Annotated in this window: 17 protein-coding genes; 4 read left to right on the top strand and 13 right to left on the bottom strand. The window is 49.8% G+C overall.

Features of this window, described 5'->3' with window-relative positions; translation table 11 throughout:
* Positions 1-33: 33 nt before the first annotated feature.
* The 4 genes from potD to potA are packed head-to-tail and all read right to left on the bottom strand — an operon-like array spanning position 34 to position 3,861.
* Entirely contained in the window at positions 34-1,080 is a 1,047-nt protein-coding gene (gene potD, locus AL515_RS10800; RefSeq protein WP_061068816.1) for a spermidine/putrescine ABC transporter substrate-binding protein PotD, read from the bottom strand.
* Positions 1,081-1,107: 27 nt separating this feature from the next.
* The gene (gene potC, locus AL515_RS10805) at positions 1,108-1,887 is read right to left on the bottom strand and encodes a spermidine/putrescine ABC transporter permease PotC (RefSeq protein ID WP_003030794.1); all 780 of its coding nucleotides are present in this window, start codon (positions 1,885-1,887) and stop codon (positions 1,108-1,110) included.
* Positions 1,884-2,741 carry a spermidine/putrescine ABC transporter permease PotB gene (gene potB / locus AL515_RS10810; RefSeq protein WP_003030793.1) on the bottom strand — a complete coding sequence of 286 codons (858 nt, stop codon included), beginning with the start codon at positions 2,739-2,741 and terminating at the stop codon, positions 1,884-1,886. Before potB ends, potC begins: the two co-directional genes overlap by 4 nt.
* Positions 2,725-3,861 carry a spermidine/putrescine ABC transporter ATP-binding protein PotA gene (gene potA / locus AL515_RS10815; protein WP_048211951.1) on the bottom strand — a complete coding sequence of 379 codons (1,137 nt, stop codon included), beginning with the start codon at positions 3,859-3,861 and terminating at the stop codon, positions 2,725-2,727. Before potA ends, potB begins: the two co-directional genes overlap by 17 nt.
* A 250-nt stretch (positions 3,862-4,111) precedes the next feature.
* Between potA and pepT the strand changes: the two genes are divergently transcribed.
* Complete coding sequence (pepT, locus tag AL515_RS10820) at positions 4,112-5,335, top strand: peptidase T (protein ID WP_005121077.1); 1,224 nt, start codon at positions 4,112-4,114, stop codon at positions 5,333-5,335.
* Between the two features lie 106 nt (positions 5,336-5,441).
* Here pepT and roxA read toward each other — a convergent pair whose 3' ends face one another.
* The 8 genes from roxA to rluE all read right to left on the bottom strand — a co-directional run bounded on the left by roxA (position 5,442) and on the right by rluE (position 13,262).
* Positions 5,442-6,563, bottom strand: a complete 1,122-nt coding sequence (gene roxA, locus AL515_RS10825) for a [50S ribosomal protein L16]-arginine 3-hydroxylase (protein ID WP_061067742.1) — start codon at positions 6,561-6,563, stop codon at positions 5,442-5,444.
* A 92-nt stretch (positions 6,564-6,655) separates the two neighbouring features.
* Complete coding sequence (gene phoQ / locus AL515_RS10830; RefSeq protein ID WP_048211949.1) at positions 6,656-8,119, bottom strand: two-component system sensor histidine kinase PhoQ; 1,464 nt, start codon at positions 8,117-8,119, stop codon at positions 6,656-6,658.
* The gene (phoP, locus tag AL515_RS10835; protein WP_061068817.1) at positions 8,119-8,790 is read right to left on the bottom strand and encodes a two-component system response regulator PhoP; all 672 of its coding nucleotides are present in this window, start codon (positions 8,788-8,790) and stop codon (positions 8,119-8,121) included. The genes phoQ and phoP overlap by 1 nt, the downstream gene beginning before the upstream one ends.
* A gap of 163 nt (positions 8,791-8,953) precedes the next feature.
* Positions 8,954-10,324, bottom strand: a complete 1,371-nt coding sequence (gene purB / locus AL515_RS10840) for an adenylosuccinate lyase (RefSeq protein WP_005120992.1) — start codon at positions 10,322-10,324, stop codon at positions 8,954-8,956.
* A gap of 3 nt (positions 10,325-10,327) precedes the next feature.
* Positions 10,328-10,969: a high frequency lysogenization protein HflD gene (hflD, locus tag AL515_RS10845; protein ID WP_061068818.1), complete on the bottom strand. Its 642-nt coding sequence runs from the start codon at positions 10,967-10,969 to the stop codon at positions 10,328-10,330.
* A 34-nt stretch (positions 10,970-11,003) separates the two neighbouring features.
* Positions 11,004-12,110: a tRNA 2-thiouridine(34) synthase MnmA gene (mnmA, locus tag AL515_RS10850; RefSeq protein ID WP_061067743.1), complete on the bottom strand. Its 1,107-nt coding sequence runs from the start codon at positions 12,108-12,110 to the stop codon at positions 11,004-11,006.
* A 53-nt stretch (positions 12,111-12,163) separates the two neighbouring features.
* Positions 12,164-12,625, bottom strand: a complete 462-nt coding sequence (locus tag AL515_RS10855) for an NUDIX hydrolase (protein WP_048211947.1) — start codon at positions 12,623-12,625, stop codon at positions 12,164-12,166.
* A 13-nt stretch (positions 12,626-12,638) separates the two neighbouring features.
* Positions 12,639-13,262, bottom strand: a complete 624-nt coding sequence (gene rluE / locus AL515_RS10860; protein WP_048211946.1) for a 23S rRNA pseudouridine(2457) synthase RluE — start codon at positions 13,260-13,262, stop codon at positions 12,639-12,641.
* A gap of 202 nt (positions 13,263-13,464) precedes the next feature.
* On the opposite strand from rluE, the gene icd reads away from it, so the two are divergent.
* The 3 genes from icd (at position 13,465) to AL515_RS10880 (ending at position 17,774) form a co-directional block, all read left to right on the top strand.
* Entirely contained in the window at positions 13,465-14,715 is a 1,251-nt protein-coding gene (gene icd / locus AL515_RS10870) for an NADP-dependent isocitrate dehydrogenase (RefSeq protein WP_003030769.1), read from the top strand.
* A gap of 618 nt (positions 14,716-15,333) precedes the next feature.
* Positions 15,334-15,828 (top strand): molybdopterin-dependent oxidoreductase, encoded by a 495-nt coding sequence (locus tag AL515_RS10875; RefSeq protein WP_048211945.1) that lies wholly within the window; start codon positions 15,334-15,336, stop codon positions 15,826-15,828.
* Positions 15,829-15,845: 17 nt separating this feature from the next.
* Positions 15,846-17,774, top strand: coding sequence for a putative bifunctional diguanylate cyclase/phosphodiesterase (locus AL515_RS10880; protein WP_048211944.1), 1,929 nt, complete (start codon positions 15,846-15,848; stop codon positions 17,772-17,774).
* Between the two features lie 37 nt (positions 17,775-17,811).
* On the opposite strand, the gene AL515_RS10885 is transcribed toward AL515_RS10880, so the two are convergent.
* A complete protein-coding gene (locus AL515_RS10885; protein WP_048211943.1) occupies positions 17,812-18,054 on the bottom strand; it encodes a helix-hairpin-helix domain-containing protein in 243 nt (80 codons plus the stop codon).
* Between the last annotated feature and the right edge of the window lie 75 nt (positions 18,055-18,129).

Raw genomic sequence — 18,129 nt, forward strand, 5'->3', positions numbered from 1 at the left:
TGGCGCGTCTTATCCGGCCTACGAGGAGGGCAATTAGCGTCCTGCTTTCAGCTTCTGATAATACTCTTCATAGATGGCGCTGGCGGAACCAACATCGTTCTGCCATTCCCCTTTGTTGATGGTTTCTGCATCCGGGTACAGGGTTTTATCATTCGCGACTTCCGGACTTAGCAGCTTGCGTGCCGCCAGGTTTGGCGTTGGATAACCAATAGTTTCCGCCACTTCTTTCGCCACGTCCGGGCGTAGCAGGAAGTTAATCAGCTTCAGCGCACCTTCTTTGTTTTTAGCATTTGCCGGAATAGACAGGCTGTCCATCCAGAAAATCCCACCTTCTTTCGGCCAGACGACTTCCAGCGGTGTACCTGCCTGACGCGCAACATATGCGGAGCCGTTCCACACCATCCCCAGATTGACTTCACCTTCCATATACGGGTTGGCCGGGTTGTCAGAGTTAAACGCCGCAACGTTAGGCATTAGCTTCTTCAGCTCGTTATACGCAGCTTCAATCTCTTTCGGGTCGGTGGTATTCCCGGAGTATCCCAGCTTGCGCAGCGCCACCTGGAAGACTTCGCGGGCATCATCCGTTAACAGCAGGCTGCCTTTGTATTCCGGTTTCCACAGGTCAGCCCAGCTGGTCACGGTTTTGGGATCAATGGCATCACTGTTAATACCAATGGCCGTTGCACCCCAGATATACGGGATTGAGTAGTCGTTGTTCGGGTCAAACGGCTTATTGAGCATTTCCGGATCGAGGTTGTGGAAGTTGGTTAACGTCGACTTGTCGATCTTCTGGATCATGCCTTCTTTACGCATTTTGTCGACGTAATAGGTGGAGGGCACCACCAGATCGTACGCACCGTCTTTATAGGTTTTGAGCTTGGCGTACATGGTTTCGTTCGACTCGTAGGTCGAATAGATTACCTTAATGCCGGTCTCTTTGGTGAACTGTTCCAGTAATCCTGGCGGAACGTATTCGGTCCAGTTGTAGAAATAAAGCGTGTTGTTGTCATTCGCGTGAGCGGCGCTCATGCCCAGTGCCAGAGCACCCGCCGCGAGCAGGTGGCGTGACCATTTTTTCATCATTTAACGTCCCCTGAATTAAGGGCCTTAACGGCCCTTGGTTTTATCACGTGCAATAAGCTGGCTGGCAATCACCATAACCAGCGACAGAACCAACAAAATGGTTGCCAGTGCATTCACCTCTGGTGATACACCGACTTTAACCATTGAGTAGATTTTTAATGGCAAAATTTCATAGCCGGGTCCGGTGACGAAGGACGAAACCACGACATCATCCATCGACAGCGTAAAACTTAGCAACCAACCTGCAGCTACCGCCGGCATGGCCAGTGGCAGAATGATCTTGCGCAGAATGGTCACTTCACTGGCACCCAGGTCTTTAGCTGCTTCAAGCATACGTACGTCAAAGCCTTTCAAACGTGAGTAGACCGTTACGACCACAAAAGGCAGGCAGAACGTGATATGTGAAAACAGCAGCGACCAGAAGCCCAGTTGAATGCCAATCAGCATAAACAGCACCAGCAGCGAAATTGCCATCACGATATCCGGCGACATCATCACCACAAACAACATGCCGCTGACAAATGGTTTGCCACGAAAACGGTAGCGATATAAAGCGACCGCAGTCAGTGAACCGATCAGGGTGGCAAAGGTCGCGGAGAGCACGGCCATCGTCAGTGAGTGCTGTGCCGCCTGCAACAGGCTGTCGTTATTCATCAGCAGGCCGTACCATTTGGTGGTAAAACCCTGCCAGTTAATGCCGAAGCGCGAGCTGTTAAAGGAGTTCACAATCAAAATGATGATTGGAATATACAGATACGCGTAGATAGCGGTCATGAAACCGCCTCTGAGCAGCCGACCGATCATTCGAGTTCCACCTTCTTGTTCAGCAAGCGCGAGGCGCGCCAGTAGATCAGCAGCATCAGCCCCATCACAATGGTCAGCGTAATGCTGGTGGCGGCACCAAACGGCCAGTCGCGGATGTTCAGGAACTGCACTTTAATCACATTACCAATCAGCAGGTTTTTCGCCCCGCCCATTAAGTCGGATACGTAAAACAGCCCCATGGCTGGCAGCATAACCAACAGACATCCGGCGATAATTCCCGGCATCGTCAACGGAATAATGATGCGGGTGAAGGTCTGAAGTTTACTGGCACCCAAATCACGCGCGGCTTCCAGTAGCGGTTTATCGAGTTTTTCAATGCTGGAATAGAGCGGCATCACCATAAACGGCAGCAGGATGTACACCAGGCCGATAATCACCGCGCTGGGGGTAAACATGATACGAATAGGAGTATCGATAACGCCGAGCCACAACAGAAATTCGTTGAGATAGCCTTTGGTACTGAGGAAAATTTTGAGTCCGTAGATGCGGATAAGTGAATTGGTCCAGAACGGAACAATCAGCAGGAACAGCAGCAGCGGGCGCACTTTTTCCGGCAGTTTCACCAAAAACCAGGCAAACGGGTAGCCGAGTACCAGGCAGGCGAGCGTGGCAATCAGCGCCATATTGAGGGAATGAACCAGCACCTCAAAATAGAGCGGATCGAGCAGGCGTGTATAGTTTTCCAGCGTAAAGACCATTTTGACGAAATTGGCGTCGTCGCGGGTCAAAAAACTGGTACCGATGATCATCAGGTTGGGCAGAAAGACAAACAACACAAGCCAACCGACAATGGTGACGATCACCACACTCTGGAATTTACTTGTGTTCTTCATCAGCCAGTACGACCTCCCAGCTTTCTACCCAGTTAATCGCCATTTTCTGGTCGAGCGAGTGGTCAAAGTCAGGATCGTCTTCGTTGAAGAATTCACTGACCATCACCATCTTGCCATTTTCCAGTTCCACAACCGACTCCAGCGTCATGCCTTTGTAGTTGCGTTCACGCACGTAGCCGATAAGACCCTCGATATGATTATCGTCGTTGATTTCATCCACGCGCAGATCTTCCGGGCGTAACAGAACGTGCAGTTTCTGTCCGGGAACCACCGCGAAGTTGACGTAAATATTGCACTCGCGGCCTTCAACGTTAGCACGAACACGCTGCTCGTCCAGACGTTCTATCACCGTGGCGTTAAACATATTGATCTCGCCGATAAATCCGGCAACGAACAAATTTTTCGGCTCTTCGTAGATCTCGCGCGGTGTACCGTCCTGCTCAATCTTGCCGTCACGCATCACCACGATACGGTCTGACATAGTCAGCGCTTCTTCCTGATCGTGAGTGACAAAGACGAAAGTGATACCCAGCTTACGCTGTAACGCTTTCAGTTCGTTCTGCATCTGCTTGCGCAGTTTGTAGTCCAGCGCAGAGAGAGATTCATCTAACAGGAGTAAACGCGGTTTATTGACCACCGCACGGGCAATCGCCACGCGCTGCTGTTGGCCACCGGAGAGTTGATGCGGTTTTCGCTGAGCGAACTCTTCCAGTTGCACCATGCGCAGGGCTTCAGTAACGCGAGGAGGAATATCGGCTGCGGGGGTTTTCTGCATGCGTAAACCAAAGGCCACATTCTCATACACGGTCATGTGGGGGAATAACGCATAGCTTTGGAAGACGGTGTTCACGTAGCGGTTTTCCGCAGGAACGTGAGTGATGTCCTGGTTGTCCAACATAATATGACCGGAATCAACCGTTTCCAGACCGGCAATCAGGCGAAGAACGGTTGTTTTACCGCAGCCAGAGGGGCCGAGCAGCGTGAGAAATTCGCCATTGTTGATGGTCAAATCCAGGCTGGAAATCACCTCTTTGCCATCGAAACTTTTGCGAATTCCCGCTAATTGCACCAGTGGAGAAAGCGAACGCGGTTGTTTATTCAATTTTTTACTCTGTCCCATGTAAACGCAACGGATGGCTGACCGATGCGGGGTTTGTGGTTAACCACCTTGATGACTCTTAATGAGGGCGGTTATTCTACGGCAAACCATTGTAATCGCCAATCCTTGTTGCGAATTACTGACTTAACCCTATAGTCAGAGGGGATGTCAGGGAGAAATATTCTCACTTGCGGGGATAAAAGTGACCTGACGCAATATTTGTCTTTTGTTGCTTATTGATAATGTTGTCACAAAAAGTGAGGGTGACTGCATGGATAAACTACTTGAGCGTTTTTTACACTACGTGTCGCTGGACACCCAATCAAAATCGGGCGTGCGGCAGGTACCCAGCACTGAAGGACAGTGGAAGTTATTGCAGTTGCTTAAGCAGCAACTCGAAGAGATGGGACTGGTCAATATTACCTTGAGCGACAAGGGGACGTTGATGGCAACGTTGCCCGCTAACGTTGCAGGCAATATTCCCGCGATCGGTTTTATTTCCCATGTGGATACCTCACCGGATTTCAGCGGTAAAAACGTTAATCCGCAAATTGTCGAAAACTATCGCGGCGGCGATATTGCGCTCGGTATTGGCGATGAGGTTTTGTCGCCGGTGATGTTCCCGGTGCTGCATCAACTTCTGGGTCAGACGTTGATCACCACAGATGGCAAAACGCTGCTGGGTGCGGATGATAAAGCCGGTATCGCCGAAATCATGACCGCACTGGCTGTGTTGATACAAAAAGATATTCCGCATGGCGATATCCGCGTGGCCTTTACGCCAGATGAAGAGGTCGGTAAAGGCGCGAAGCATTTCGACGTTGCAGCATTTGATGCGCAGTGGGCCTATACCGTCGACGGTGGCGGCGTGGGCGAACTGGAGTTTGAAAACTTCAACGCCGCGTCGGTCAATATCAAGATCGTCGGTAACAATGTGCATCCGGGTACGGCAAAAGGGGTGATGGTGAACGCGCTGTCGCTGGCGGCTCGCATCCATGCCGAAGTTCCCGCCGATGAAAGCCCGGAAGCGACGGAAGGCTATGAAGGTTTTTACCATCTGGCAAGCATGAAAGGGACGGTTGATCGGGCTGATATGCACTACATTATCCGCGATTTTGACCGTAAGCAGTTTGAAGCGCGTAAACGCAAAATCATGGATATTGCCAAAAAGGTCGGTAAAGGGTTACATCCGGACTGCTATATCGAGCTGGTGATTGAAGACAGCTACTACAATATGCGTGAAAAAGTGATCGAGCATCCGCATGTGCTGGATATCGCCCAGCAGGCAATGCGCGATTGTGACATTGAGCCGGATCTTAAACCCATTCGTGGTGGTACCGACGGCGCGCAACTGTCGTTCATGGGATTACCTTGCCCGAATCTGTTCACCGGTGGCTATAACTATCATGGTAAGCATGAGTTTGTGACACTGGAAGGCATGGAAAAAGCCGTGCAGGTGATTGTGCGAATTGCGGAATTGACGGCGAAACAGTAGCCGCTTTTGCCGGTAGATGCCGGATGGCGCTTCGCTTATCCGGCCTACAAATAGCGTATCCCGTAGGGCGGATAAGCGAAGCGCCATCCGGCGCACTCTCAATAGGTTACCCTTCGAAGAACCAGTATCCGCTATTCACTAGTGCGGCAAGCATGGCGAGGAAAGACGGATCTTCCAGTGCATCCTCAAAGTTTTCCGCTGTCAGAACAATATGGCTGGCGAGCGCATCCAGCGCCGGACGGTGAGGGGAGTCAATTTTCTCACCATTTACATAAACGTCATCGCCAATGCGCAGTACACGCAATCCGCCCAGACGAACCAGGACATCGCCTTGCTTCAGGGCATCATAGATTTCGTCAGGCTGATAAGGCGGCTCAGGCGGGGCAACGTCCAGTTCATGACGCGACTGAGAGATAAACTCGCCAAACCACTGTTTAAAATGCTCCGGCTGGTTAATGAGCCCCAGCATCATTTCGCGCAGCTTGTCCATTTCCTGTGGCAGCACGTCTGCTGGATGGTCGCGCGGCGGTAGATCTGGATCGCTGTAGTACGTGCTACCCAGTTCGCGTTGCAGAACGTAATCCGCAAATCCGCTGATCAGCTCCCGGGTATTCGGTGCGCGGAAACCTACCGAGTAATTCATCGCGTTTTCTAACGCGTAGCCTTCGTGCGGGAATCCAGGTGGAATATACAGAATATCGCCTGGCTCCAGCTCTTCATCAATGATGGCTTCAAACGGATCAACCTGGAGCAGGTCAGGGTGCGGGCAATGCTGCTTCAACTGCAGTTTTTCACCCACACGCCAGCGACGGCGACCGGTTCCCTGGATGATGAACACATCATATTGATCCAGATGCGGGCCAACACCACCGCCGGGTACAGAAAATGAGATCATCAAATCGTCAATGCGCCAGTCCGGCAATTCACGGAATGGCCGCATCAGCGCGGCAGTTGGTTCATGCCAGTGGTTTACGGCCTGGACCAGCAGTGACCAGTTGCTTTCACCAAGATGGTCATAGCTCTCGAAAGGACCGTGGCTAACCTGCCATTTGCCATCCTGGTGGCTGACCAACCGGCTGTCGACTTCGCTTTCCATTGCCAGCCCAGCCAGTTCGTCAGGGGAGAGTGGATCAATAAAGTTGTTAAAGCCGCGTTTTAAGACCACCGGGCGTTTTTGCCAGTGACGTTCAAGAAAATCGGGCCAGTTAAGAGTGAGTTGGTATTCCATAATGAGCATCCCGCAGGCTGGTATCTGCAACCGATTATAACGGATACTTAACCTCAAGCGTGAAGTCAGTACATATTTATTACATGTAAAGATTACTCGTCTTTTTGTCCCGGATGTTGGCGGCCGAAAATAACTTCCATGCGCGCTCCGCCCAGCAGACTGTCGCCAGCGATAATCTGCCCGTCATATTGCTCGGTGATCTCACGTGCGACAGCCAAACCCACGCCTTGCCCGGGGCGTAAGGTATCCACGCGCTGACCACGGTCGAACACCACTTCACGTTTACTGTGTGGAATACCGGGGCCGTCATCTTCTACCACAATGTGCAGATGATCTTCCGTTAATTGCGCTGAGATCTCGACAAATTCCAGGCAATATTTACAGGCGTTATCCAGGACGTTGCCCAGCACTTCGACGAAATCGTTCTGTTCACCCACAAAGCTTGTCTCAGGCGAAATGTCGAGATTAATGTTAACCCCTTTACGCTGGTACACCTTGTTTAATGCAGAGGTCAGTTTATCCAGCAACGGTGCAACCGGATGCAATTCCCGGCTGAGAAGGGCGCTACTGCCGCGCATGCTGGCACGATGCAGATAATAGCCAATTTGCTGTGAAATACGGCTAATTTGCTCCAGCATGACGGGTTCAGCATCGCTCACGCTCATTTTCTCATTACGCATCGAGCGTAGCGTGCTTTGCAATACGGCCAACGGTGTTTTCAGGCTGTGGGTGAGGTCAGTTAACGTGGTACGGTATTTATCGTAGCGCTCACGTTCGCTCTTTAATAAGCGGTTGAGGTTACGCACCAGACTGGTGAGTTCACGCGTGGTGGCAGGATTAAGCATCTCGCGATGATGCTCTTCAAGCTCACGGACTTCGCGCGCCAGTGATTCGATAGGTCGCAGGCTCCACCAGGCTGCAACCCACAGCAACGGGATAACCAACAGTAAATTGGCAACCAGCACATAAATAAACCAGCTCCAGACCATATATGAGCGTTTGAGCTCAATAGGAATGGTATCAACAACCACAATGGTCAGTTGTGGCATTCTGGCGGTGGCAGGGTAGATGTTCACTGCCACGGAGTGGGTCATTTCTGCATTATCGTCATCTTCTCTGACTTCTCTTAGCTTCTGTTGCGCCGAATGATCCTCGCGTAGCAATGTGCTGGTGGCGTCGACATTGGCTTCAATCTCATGAAAACCATTTGTCTTTAGCCAGTCTGGTTGAATACGTTGTACCAGCCAGGGTACGTCGCGTTGGGCCCAGAGCAGCTTACCGTTTTCATTATAAATCAGCGACATTGTAGGGCTTTGCATATCGAGATTTTCAGGTAGCTCGACATTGATTTTGCCGTTTTCCCATTTCGCCAGGGTATAGAACAGATTACTTTCGCCACGTAGCAGACGAAATGTTGTTTTATCAAAGCTGACGCTATAGCCAACCAAAGCCACCATGCCGTAAGCCAGCGAGAGGACCAGTACAACGCCTGCGGTTGCCAGCAAAAAGCGCAGCCGCAGTGATAACGGGAAAAAATGACGCAGTAATTTATTCATCAGCGCAGTTCAAAAAGATAACCTTGCCCACGTACCGTGGTGATCACATCGTCCGGATATTGCGCCTGAATTTTCTTGCGCAGACGTCCCATTAAGACATCAATGGTGTGACTTTCACGCAGTTCAGCATCCGGGTAGAGCTGTAACATAAGCGAATCTTTACTAACGACTTTGCCGCTATTACGGATCAGCGTCTCCATAATGGTGTATTCGAACGCCGTGAGTTTGATCACTTCATCGTTCACGGACAGTTCGCGGCGAGAAAGGTCCACCTGAAATGGCGGAAGCGAGATTATCTGCGAGGCCAGACCACTATTGCGGCGCATCAATGCCTGCATTCTTGCAACCACTTCTTCAATGTGAAACGGTTTTGTGACGTAATCATCTGCACCGGCACTGAGCACTTCCACTTTGTCCTGCCAGCCTTCACGGGCGGTTAACACCAGAATGGGCAATGAAACGTCATTACTGCGCCAGCGGCGGATCAGTGACAGTCCGTCTTCATCGGGGAGTCCTAAATCGACGATCGCAATATCCGGCAAGTGTTCATTAAGAAAATAGTCTGCTTCCTTTGCATCTTCTGCATCATCCACCTGGTGGCCTAAATCCTGTAGCTGAACCTTAAGGTGGTGGCGTAATAATGCATTATCCTCAACAACCAGCACGCGCATCATTGTTTCTCCCTAAATTCATGGTACGAATAGTTTAACGCTGATTATGTGGCAGTGGGGATAAACATTTAATAAACCGGGGGAAGGGATGTTAATGCGGCGATAAAAAGCCGGAATCGCTTACGCTTATCCGGCTTCTGTTCAGCATCTGGCGGAGTGCAGATTACTTCAGTTCATCAACCATGGTGATGGCGCGACCAATGTAATTGGCCGGCGTCATGGCTTTCAGGCGGGTTTTCTCGTCTTCCGGCAGCGCCAGACCATCGATAAACTGCTTCATGCCTTCAGCGTCAACGCGCTTGCCGCGAGTCAGTTCTTTCAGCTTCTCGTACGGTTTTTCAATGCCATAGCGACGCATCACGGTCTGGATCGGCTCTGCCAGAACTTCCCAGTTATGATCCAGTTCATCCAGCAGATGATCGCGGTTCACTTCCAGTTTGCTCACACCCTTCAGCGTGGACTGATAGGCGATCAGCGCATAGCCAATGCCCACGCCCAGGTTACGCAGAACGGTTGAATCGGTCAGGTCGCGCTGCCAGCGGGAAACCGGCAGTTTGCTCGCCAGGTGTTGCAGAACCGCGTTAGACAGGCCCAGGTTACCCTCAGAGTTTTCGAAATCGATAGGGTTTACTTTGTGCGGCATGGTGGAAGAACCAATTTCACCGGCAACAGTTTTCTGCTTGAAGTGACCCAACGCAATGTAACCCCAGACGTCGCGATCGAAATCGATCAGAATGGTATTAAAACGGGCGATGCAATCAAACAGCTCAGCAATGTAGTCGTGCGGCTCAATCTGCGTGGTGTAGGGGTTCCACTGGATGCCCAGCGAGGTGACGAACTCTTCGCTAAACTGATGCCAGTCAACTTCCGGGTAAGCGGCGATGTGGGCGTTATAGTTACCCACAGCACCGTTGATTTTACCGAGGATTTCAACCTGGTTGAGCTGGCGATACTGACGTTCCATGCGGTACGCCACGTTTGCCATCTCTTTGCCCATCGTTGACGGGGTGGCAGGTTGACCGTGAGTACGGGAGAGCAGGGGAATATCGCGATATTCAACAGAAAGCGCGGTGATGCCATCAATCAGTTGGCGCCAGTACGGCAGGACTACTTCGTCGCGCGCCGTTTTCAGCATCAGCGCGTGAGACAAGTTGTTGATGTCTTCTGAGGTGCATGCGAAGTGGATAAACTCGGAAACAGCGTGCAGTTCCGGGATATCCGCCACTTTTTCTTTCAGGAAATACTCAACTGCCTTCACGTCATGGTTGGTCGTACGCTCGATGGTTTTGATACGCGCAGCATCTTCTTCATTGAAGTTAGCGACGATCGCATCAAGGTAACCGATTGCGTCGGCAGCAAAAGCAGGAACTTCCTTGATCGCTGCGTGCGCGGCCAGTTTTTGCAGCCAGCGTACTTCAACCTGTACACGGAATTTCAGCAAACCGTATTCGCTGAAAATCCCGCGCAGCGCGCTGACTTTATCGCCGTAGCGTCCATCGACAGGGGAAACGGCGGTCAGTGAGGATAATTCCATAGATCACAACTCCGGGGTTAAATGAGCAAGAATTTGTTTTGCCTGAGTCGTCAGGCGATTACGAGAAAACATGAGTTGCAGACGGCCGCCACCTACCTGATGCCAGAGCACGGTAGCGCGAATGCCAGCCAGCAATGAAGCGCGTACTTTGGCCTGAACCTGTGGGCTCTGCAGGATAGCCGGGGAGCCAGTGACCTGAATACGCGGGCCGAGTGGGCTGATGACGTCAACATAAATGCCGGCCATCGCACTCATCAGTGTTTCTGACTGCAAATCAAAATGGTCCAGTTGGCGCTGCAAGCCGTTGATACGGTCTCCCAGCGTGTCCATGGCGCCTTTGGCGGCTGAAAGCTTACGCTCCAGCACCATCAGGCTTAATGTATAGCGGGTAAGTTCCGCGTTCAGCCCCTGACGGCTGCTGGCGTTGAGCACACCGAGCATCGTTTCCAGACCGAGACGCAGGTTGGCCTCGCTGCCGCCAAACACGCCCAGCGTAGAGCTGGGATTCATGTCAATGACGCTGTTCAGTGAAACGTGTAATGCATCGGCATCACAATGCCCCTGGTGCGCCAGTTCTTGCACCAGGCGTGCCGACTGACAAATGCCTGCCAGGGCGAGGGTGATGTCATAATAATTCTTTGCCACGTTCACTGCTTCCTTGTATCAAATGTGTAAATAATTATACCGGCAGAGGCAATCGTTGTTCGATAATGCCGCCGCCGAGGCACACTTCGCCATTGTAAAAGACCGCCGACTGACCCGGCGTTACTGCCGCGACGGGTTCATCGAAAATGACTTCAATACGCTCGGCATCCAGTGCCTTAACGGTGCACGGAATGTCGGTCTGACGATAGCGGGTTTTCACCGTGCAGCGCATGGTGCCGGTGAACGGTTGACGGTCGACCCAATGTAATTGCTGTGCAATCAGGCCAACGGACATGAGGCGCGGGTGTTCATGACCCTGAGCGACAACCAGAATGTTGTTCTCAACGTCTTTATCCACGACATACCATGGATCTTCGGTACCTTCTTTTGTTCCGCCAATACCCAGACCTTTACGCTGACCCAGGGTGTGATACATCAGCCCCTGATGCTGGCCAATTTCTTCACTGTCAACGGTAATGATCTTGCCGGGTTGTGCCGGCAGGTAACGACCGAGGAACTCACGGAACTTACGTTCACCGATGAAGCAGATGCCGGTGGAGTCTTTTTTCTTCGCAGTAACCAGACCCAGATCTTCGGCAATTTTACGTACCTGCGGTTTTTCCAGTTCGCCAACCGGGAACAGGCTTTGCGCAATTTGCTCATGGCCGAGGGTATAGAGGAAATAGCTTTGGTCTTTATTGCCATCAAGCCCACGCAGCAGTCGACTTTTACCGTCGACATCCGCGCGACGCACGTAGTGACCGGTGGCGATGTAATCGGCACCTAAATCTTCAGCGGCAAATTCGAGGAAGGCTTTAAATTTAATTTCTTTGTTGCACAGAATATCCGGGTTCGGCGTACGGCCCGCTTTGTACTCTTCAAGGAACAGTTCAAAGACGTTGTCCCAATATTCTGCGGCAAAGTTGACGGTATGCAGCTCAATGCCGAGTTTGTCACAGACAGCCTGAGCATCCGCAAGATCGGCGGCTGCTGTGCAATATTCCTCGCCATCGTCCTCTTCCCAGTTCTTCATGAACAGGCCTTCTACCTGATAACCCTGTTGTTGCAACAGCCAGGCAGAAACGGAGGAATCGACACCGCCGGACATGCCGACGATCACTTTTTTTGGGCTTTCAGACATAGGAATACTCACGACATTGAACTTCAAGGCGGCATATTCTAGCACGCAGCCCCTTACTTGACACCCTCTGTAAACGGCCAGTTAAATTCACCGATCATCGCCAGCGGGTAGCGTTGTCCGCTCTGGTAGCAGCGAATGCTCTCCGCAACCAGCGGTGAGCGCAGGTTTGGCGCGCAGAGAACCTCTTCTGCGCTGACCCAGTGACAGCAATCTATATCGCTGTCATGAGGTTCGGTAGCGCACATATTGGCAAGCTCGATAGAAAACAGAAAACGTAAAAAGGGCGTTTTATCCGGCGCAATCCATTGATGCATTCGAATGAAATGTTGTGGCTGTGCGTGGATACCTGTCTCTTCCCAGAGCTCGCGCGCGGCGGCCTGCACTAACGTCTCATCCGCTTCCAGATGTCCTGCTGGTTGATTCCACAAGGCTTTGCCATTGATTGTTTCCTCAACGACCAAAAACTTATCTTCTGCATGCACAATGCAGGCGACCGTGACGTGCGGTTTGAACATACCTGTTCCTTATTCAGTTAGTTACATCCCGCCATTGACCATTGGCGAGATTATCCAGTGTGTAATCCCCCATGGCGTAGCGAATGAGACGCAGCGTCGGGAATCCAACGTGGGCTGTCATGCGGCGAACCTGGCGGTTGCGGCCTTCATATAAGATCACTTTCAGCCAGGTGGTGGGGATATTTTTCCGCTCCCGAATGGGCGGGTTTCTCGGCCACAGCCATGCAGGCTCTTCTACCACTTCAATACCTGCTGGCAGCGTGGGACCGTCATTGAGCGTTACCCCGGTACGCAGCGCATTCAGCGCTTCTGTCGTCGGCTCGCCTTCAACCTGGACGTAATAAATTTTCCCGGTGCGCTTTCCGGGTTGTGTTAAACGGGCCTGCAGCGCACCGTCATTGGTCAGCACCAAAAGCCCTTCACTGTCCCGGTCGAGTCGGCCCGCAGCATAGATTCCCGGCACGGGAATAAAATCTTTTAACGTGCTTCTGCCTGCCTCGTCCGTAAATTGCGGCAAAACATCGTAGGGTTTATTGAACAAAACCACGCGTTTTGGCTGGTTTTCTTTACGCTGCCTGGTGACTTGTCGTGAGCTGAATCGCTCAACCCGGTGATTTCTAAAAGAAGTTTTTTGCATGGTATTTTCAGATTATATCAATTGCCGCATTATAGCCTAAGAACGAGTGTCTTTCATGGCGGCAAACATTAGGGTAGTATTGACATGCTCATTACAAAACATTAACAAAAAATTGCTCTAACGCATTCGTGCAGCAGGACGCAAACGCACATGCAGCGCGATGACAGACGAGCAGAACCAGAAGCGCTCGAAGGAGAGGTGAATGGAAAGCAAAGTAGTTGTTCCGGCGGAAGGTAAGAAGATCACCCTGCAAAACGGCAAACTCAACGTTCCTGAAAATCCGATTATCCCGTTCATTGAAGGAGACGGTATCGGCGTTGATGTAACCCCACCGATGATCAAAGTTGTCGATGCTGCTGTCGAGAAAGCCTATAAAGGCGAGCGTAAAATCTCCTGGATGGAAATCTACACCGGTGAGAAATCCACTCAGGTTTATGGCCAGGACGTCTGGCTGCCTGCTGAAACCCTTGATCTTATTCGTGAATATCGTGTTGCCATCAAAGGCCCACTGACCACTCCAGTTGGCGGCGGTATTCGCTCTCTGAACGTTGCCCTGCGTCAGGAACTTGACCTGTATGTCTGCCTGCGTCCGGTGCGTTATTACCAGGGTACGCCTAGCCCGGTTAAACACCCAGAACTGACCGACATGGTCATCTTCCGTGAAAACTCAGAAGATATCTATGCGGGGATTGAGTGGAAAGCGGACTCCGCTGATGCTGAGAAAGTGATTAAATTCCTGCGCGAAGAGATGGGCGTGAAGAAAATCCGCTTCCCGGAACATTGCGGTATCGGTATCAAGCCGTGTTCCGAAGAAGGGACCAAGCGTCTGGTTCGTGCAGCGATTGAGTACGCCATCGCTAACGATCGTGATTCTGTTACCCTGGTTCATAAAGGTAACATTATGAAATTCACCGAAGGCGCGTTCAAAGACTGGGGTTACCAGTTGGCGCGTGAAGAGTTCGGTGGTGAACTGATTGATGGCGGTCCGTGGGTTAAAATCAAGAACCCGAAAACTGGTAAAGAGATCGTGGTTAAGGACGTTATCGCCGATGCGTTCCTGCAACAGATCCTGCTGCGTCCCGCTGAGTACGATGTTATCGCGTGTATGAACCTGAACGGTGACTACATCTCCGATGCGCTGGCAGCACAGGTTGGCGGTATTGGTATCGCACCGGGTGCCAACATTGGTGACGAATGTGCGCTGTTTGAAGCAACCCACGGTACTGCACCGAAGTACGCAGGCCAGGATAAAGTGAACCCAGGTTCCATCATCCTGTCTGCAGAAATGATGCTGCGTCACATGGGTTGGGTCGAAGCGGCTGACCTGATCGTTAAAGGTATGGAAGGCGCGATTAACGCGAAAACCGTAACCTATGACTTCGAACGTCTGATGGATGGCGCTAAGCTGCTGAAATGTTCAGAGTTTGGTGACGCGATCATCGAAAACATGTAATCCAGATTCTGGGTTGTGTGAGAACGGGAACCGGGTGGTTCCCGTTTTTTTTCAATGGAATTCGGTGGCGATTAAAACCGCTTTAAACCTGCCGGGGCTCTACGCCAGATTTGTATTTTTTACTCTCATGGTATTTGTGATTAGTGTTGGCGAACACAAATTGATATTTACGTCTGGTCTGTAAGCTCAATGACGCGGTTCTTGCCAGGATATCTCGACCCGACAAGCAATCATATTTTTTATAGATGAGCTGCAAAACCAGGTTCTGGTGATTCATTGCACAGCACTCATTCGATGAGAGGCGTGAAACCCTCTGCCGGAAAAACAATATCCTGCTGTTGCCTGAAAAAATAGACCTTTATATTTATGTGTGTTTATTTTTACTACTTAAACAGGTAGCTTATTTTTTGTACGGTGGTAGCGAAATTTACTGTGTCGCAAATAACAGTAATGGCCTTTTTTAAGCAATGTCAAAAAATAAATTTAGATTAACTCTTTGATTTTAATGGGCTAAAAGATGGGGAAGCTTACAGTATCAATAATCGCTGGGCAGCATGTGTAAATAGCATAATAACTAAATTATAATTCTCTTACATTCGATAGATTGGTGAGGTTAGAATGCGGTTAATTGTCATGTTGTTAAGCTTTGTCGTCACTACCCAGGTCTGGGCCGGTGAACTTTCCAAACCTGTCGGTAAAGTCCTTTTAACAGTATCCGGTAATATAGAAAATACCAATGAAGACGGGAAAGCCATTTTTGATATCGCCAGTCTCGAGAATCTGGGCACGGTAAGTTTCCAGACCTCCTCACCCTGGTATAATGGACGCACTACCTTTACGGGTATCTCGCTGCAAAAGCTCATGGATTATGTCGGGGCAAAAGGTTCTGTTGTTAAAGTCACTGCGCTCAATGACTACACCACCGTTATCCCACTCAGTGATTTCAAAAAATATAATGTTATTCTTGCTCTAAAAATCAACGGAGAATATATGCGCATCCGTGATAAAGGCCCACTATTCATCGTGTATCCCTATGACAGCATTCCTGAACTGAATAATCAGATTTTTTATTCAAGGTCAGCATGGCAGGTCAGCTCAATGAAAATTGAGTAGGGGTTCAGAGGACCATCATGAACAGAATACTGGCTGGCATTATATTCTTCCTTTTTATATCTACCGGATATATATCTTTTCTTGTGCACGAAAGACAACAAGAACTACAGAAACTGACTCACTACACCGACTCATGGTCTGCTGTTCAAATGGTATCAGAATATTACCGATTTGAATCGTGGCTTGGTCTCTACATTAGTGATGATACGATGACGCTCGATGCTGTGCGCCTGCGTCTCGATATTATGCTCAGCCAGAGCGATTTAATAAAGGAAGGTGATTTAGGGCATTATATAGAGAGCAATCAAGCGCATTATGAACTGGCTATACAGCTTGAAAAAATGCTTAATTATCTGGATGTTCATCTTGAGAAAATGAATCGTTCAGAACTCAAGGCATACCTGAAAGAAATGCATGCGCTTGATGCACCGCTAGCCCGTCTTTCATCCGGTGCGTTAGATAAAGATGTTAGCTCGATTAATAATACAAATATTAACATTCAAACCCTGTATTATATTTATTCAGCTATTTCAGTATTGCTTATAATATTGAGTGCGATACTGGGGGTTCTGATTTTTTTTCAGAACAGAAACATTTTGAGAGCACATCTCCAGGTTAAGTGCCTTGCTGAGGAACTTCAGGAATCTAAAGAAAAACTGCAGATCCAGAATGCAAAACTGGAGTATGACGTCTATCACGACTCTCTCACCGAGATGAACAATCGCCAGTTGTTCTGGGGGGATTTAAATAAAACCATCGAGATGGCAGAAAAAAACAATGACTCTGTGACGGTGATGTTGTTCGATTTAGATCGATTCAAAGAGGTAAATGATACGTATGGCCATGATGCCGGTGATATGTTATTACGTCAGATATCCCATCGTTTGATTTCTATGAGCCAGGGTTCCGACACGCTATATCGTTTAGGCGGCGATGAGTTTGCTTTTCTTTCGAGCGGTCTGACAGAGAGTCATGCTGTTTCCCGAGCCCAAAAAATATGTGATTTTATCAACCAACCCTACACTATTTATAACGCAATTATAAATATAACCACTTGTGTTGGTATTGTTATCTCTGAAACTGAACGCCGTTCCGACTATCTTTATAAATTTGCCGATCTGGCGCTTTATGAAGCGAAAAATGAAGGCTCGGGTAAAATAAAAGTCTTCCGACAGCGGATGTTAGAAAAGCTGCAAGAAAGCAGAACTCTTGAGCATGATATGGCAATGGCCATAGTGAATAAAGAATTCGTGGTTTATTATCAGCCTATTGTCGATTCTTTCAGCCAGGAAATTTACAGCTATGAAGCCCTTATTCGTTGGATACATCCTCTAAAAGGGCTTCTGTCGCCGGATAGTTTTATTCCTGTTGCAGAAAAAACAGGAATGATTAACGAGATGGGAAAATCTGTGCTTGAAATTGCATGCAGGGAAGCAGCGTCCTGGACCGTACCGGTTAAAATTTCAGTCAATGTTTCACCTGTCCAGCTAAGCAGCAAGGCCTTTGCCGGAATCGTGCTGTCCATTCTGAAAGAAACCGGACTTCCGGCAGACCGTCTCGAGCTGGAAGTGACGGAATCCTCTCTCTTTACGGAGAGCAATACGCCGATGAATACGCTTAACAAGCTCAGAGCTCTGGGGGTAAAAATCTCCATCGATGATTTTGGTACCGGATACTCTTCTCTTTCGCGACTGAGTCGGCTTGCTTTCGATAAAATCAAAATAGACAAGTCCTTTGTGCATTCGATATCTACGCAGGAAGACGCCCTTAATATCATCAGGCTTATTACTGGTATGGCGAAATCGCTGAATATGAAAGCTGTTGCAGAAGGTGTCGAAACAGAGGAACAGCTGGCGAGCCTTCAGGCTTTGGGCTGCGATTTCGCGCAAGGGTATCTGTTTGGTAAACCGCAGCCGGGTATCAATGGGAAAATCAGAAACGGTTAAATAACGCCCGTTCCTCGTGCCCTGGCGATATGCTAAATCAGCGTAACGACAACGTACTTGCCAGCGCTAAGACGTTGGCAATTGCCGCTTTCGCTTGCGGACTGTTTTTCCAGCATGTCGAGCCGACCATTGACGCCGCTTGCTGGGTAATATCGTCGACAGTAGAGTTTTTAAGATCGGCAAGCGAGTGGAAACCAAGTTGCTCAAGCCGCTCGATGACTTTGGGGCCAACGCCTTTTAATGACAGAAGTGCCTGACGCTCAGTGGTTGAAAAGGGCATTGTCTCTCCTTACGTATGCGCAATACTGACAATCCGCTTACGAATACACGCTGATAGCGGCCAGGCTATCAGTTA

It is taken from the genome of Citrobacter sp. FDAARGOS_156 (assembly GCF_001559235.2).
Classification (GTDB): Bacteria; Pseudomonadota; Gammaproteobacteria; order Enterobacterales; family Enterobacteriaceae; genus Citrobacter; species Citrobacter youngae.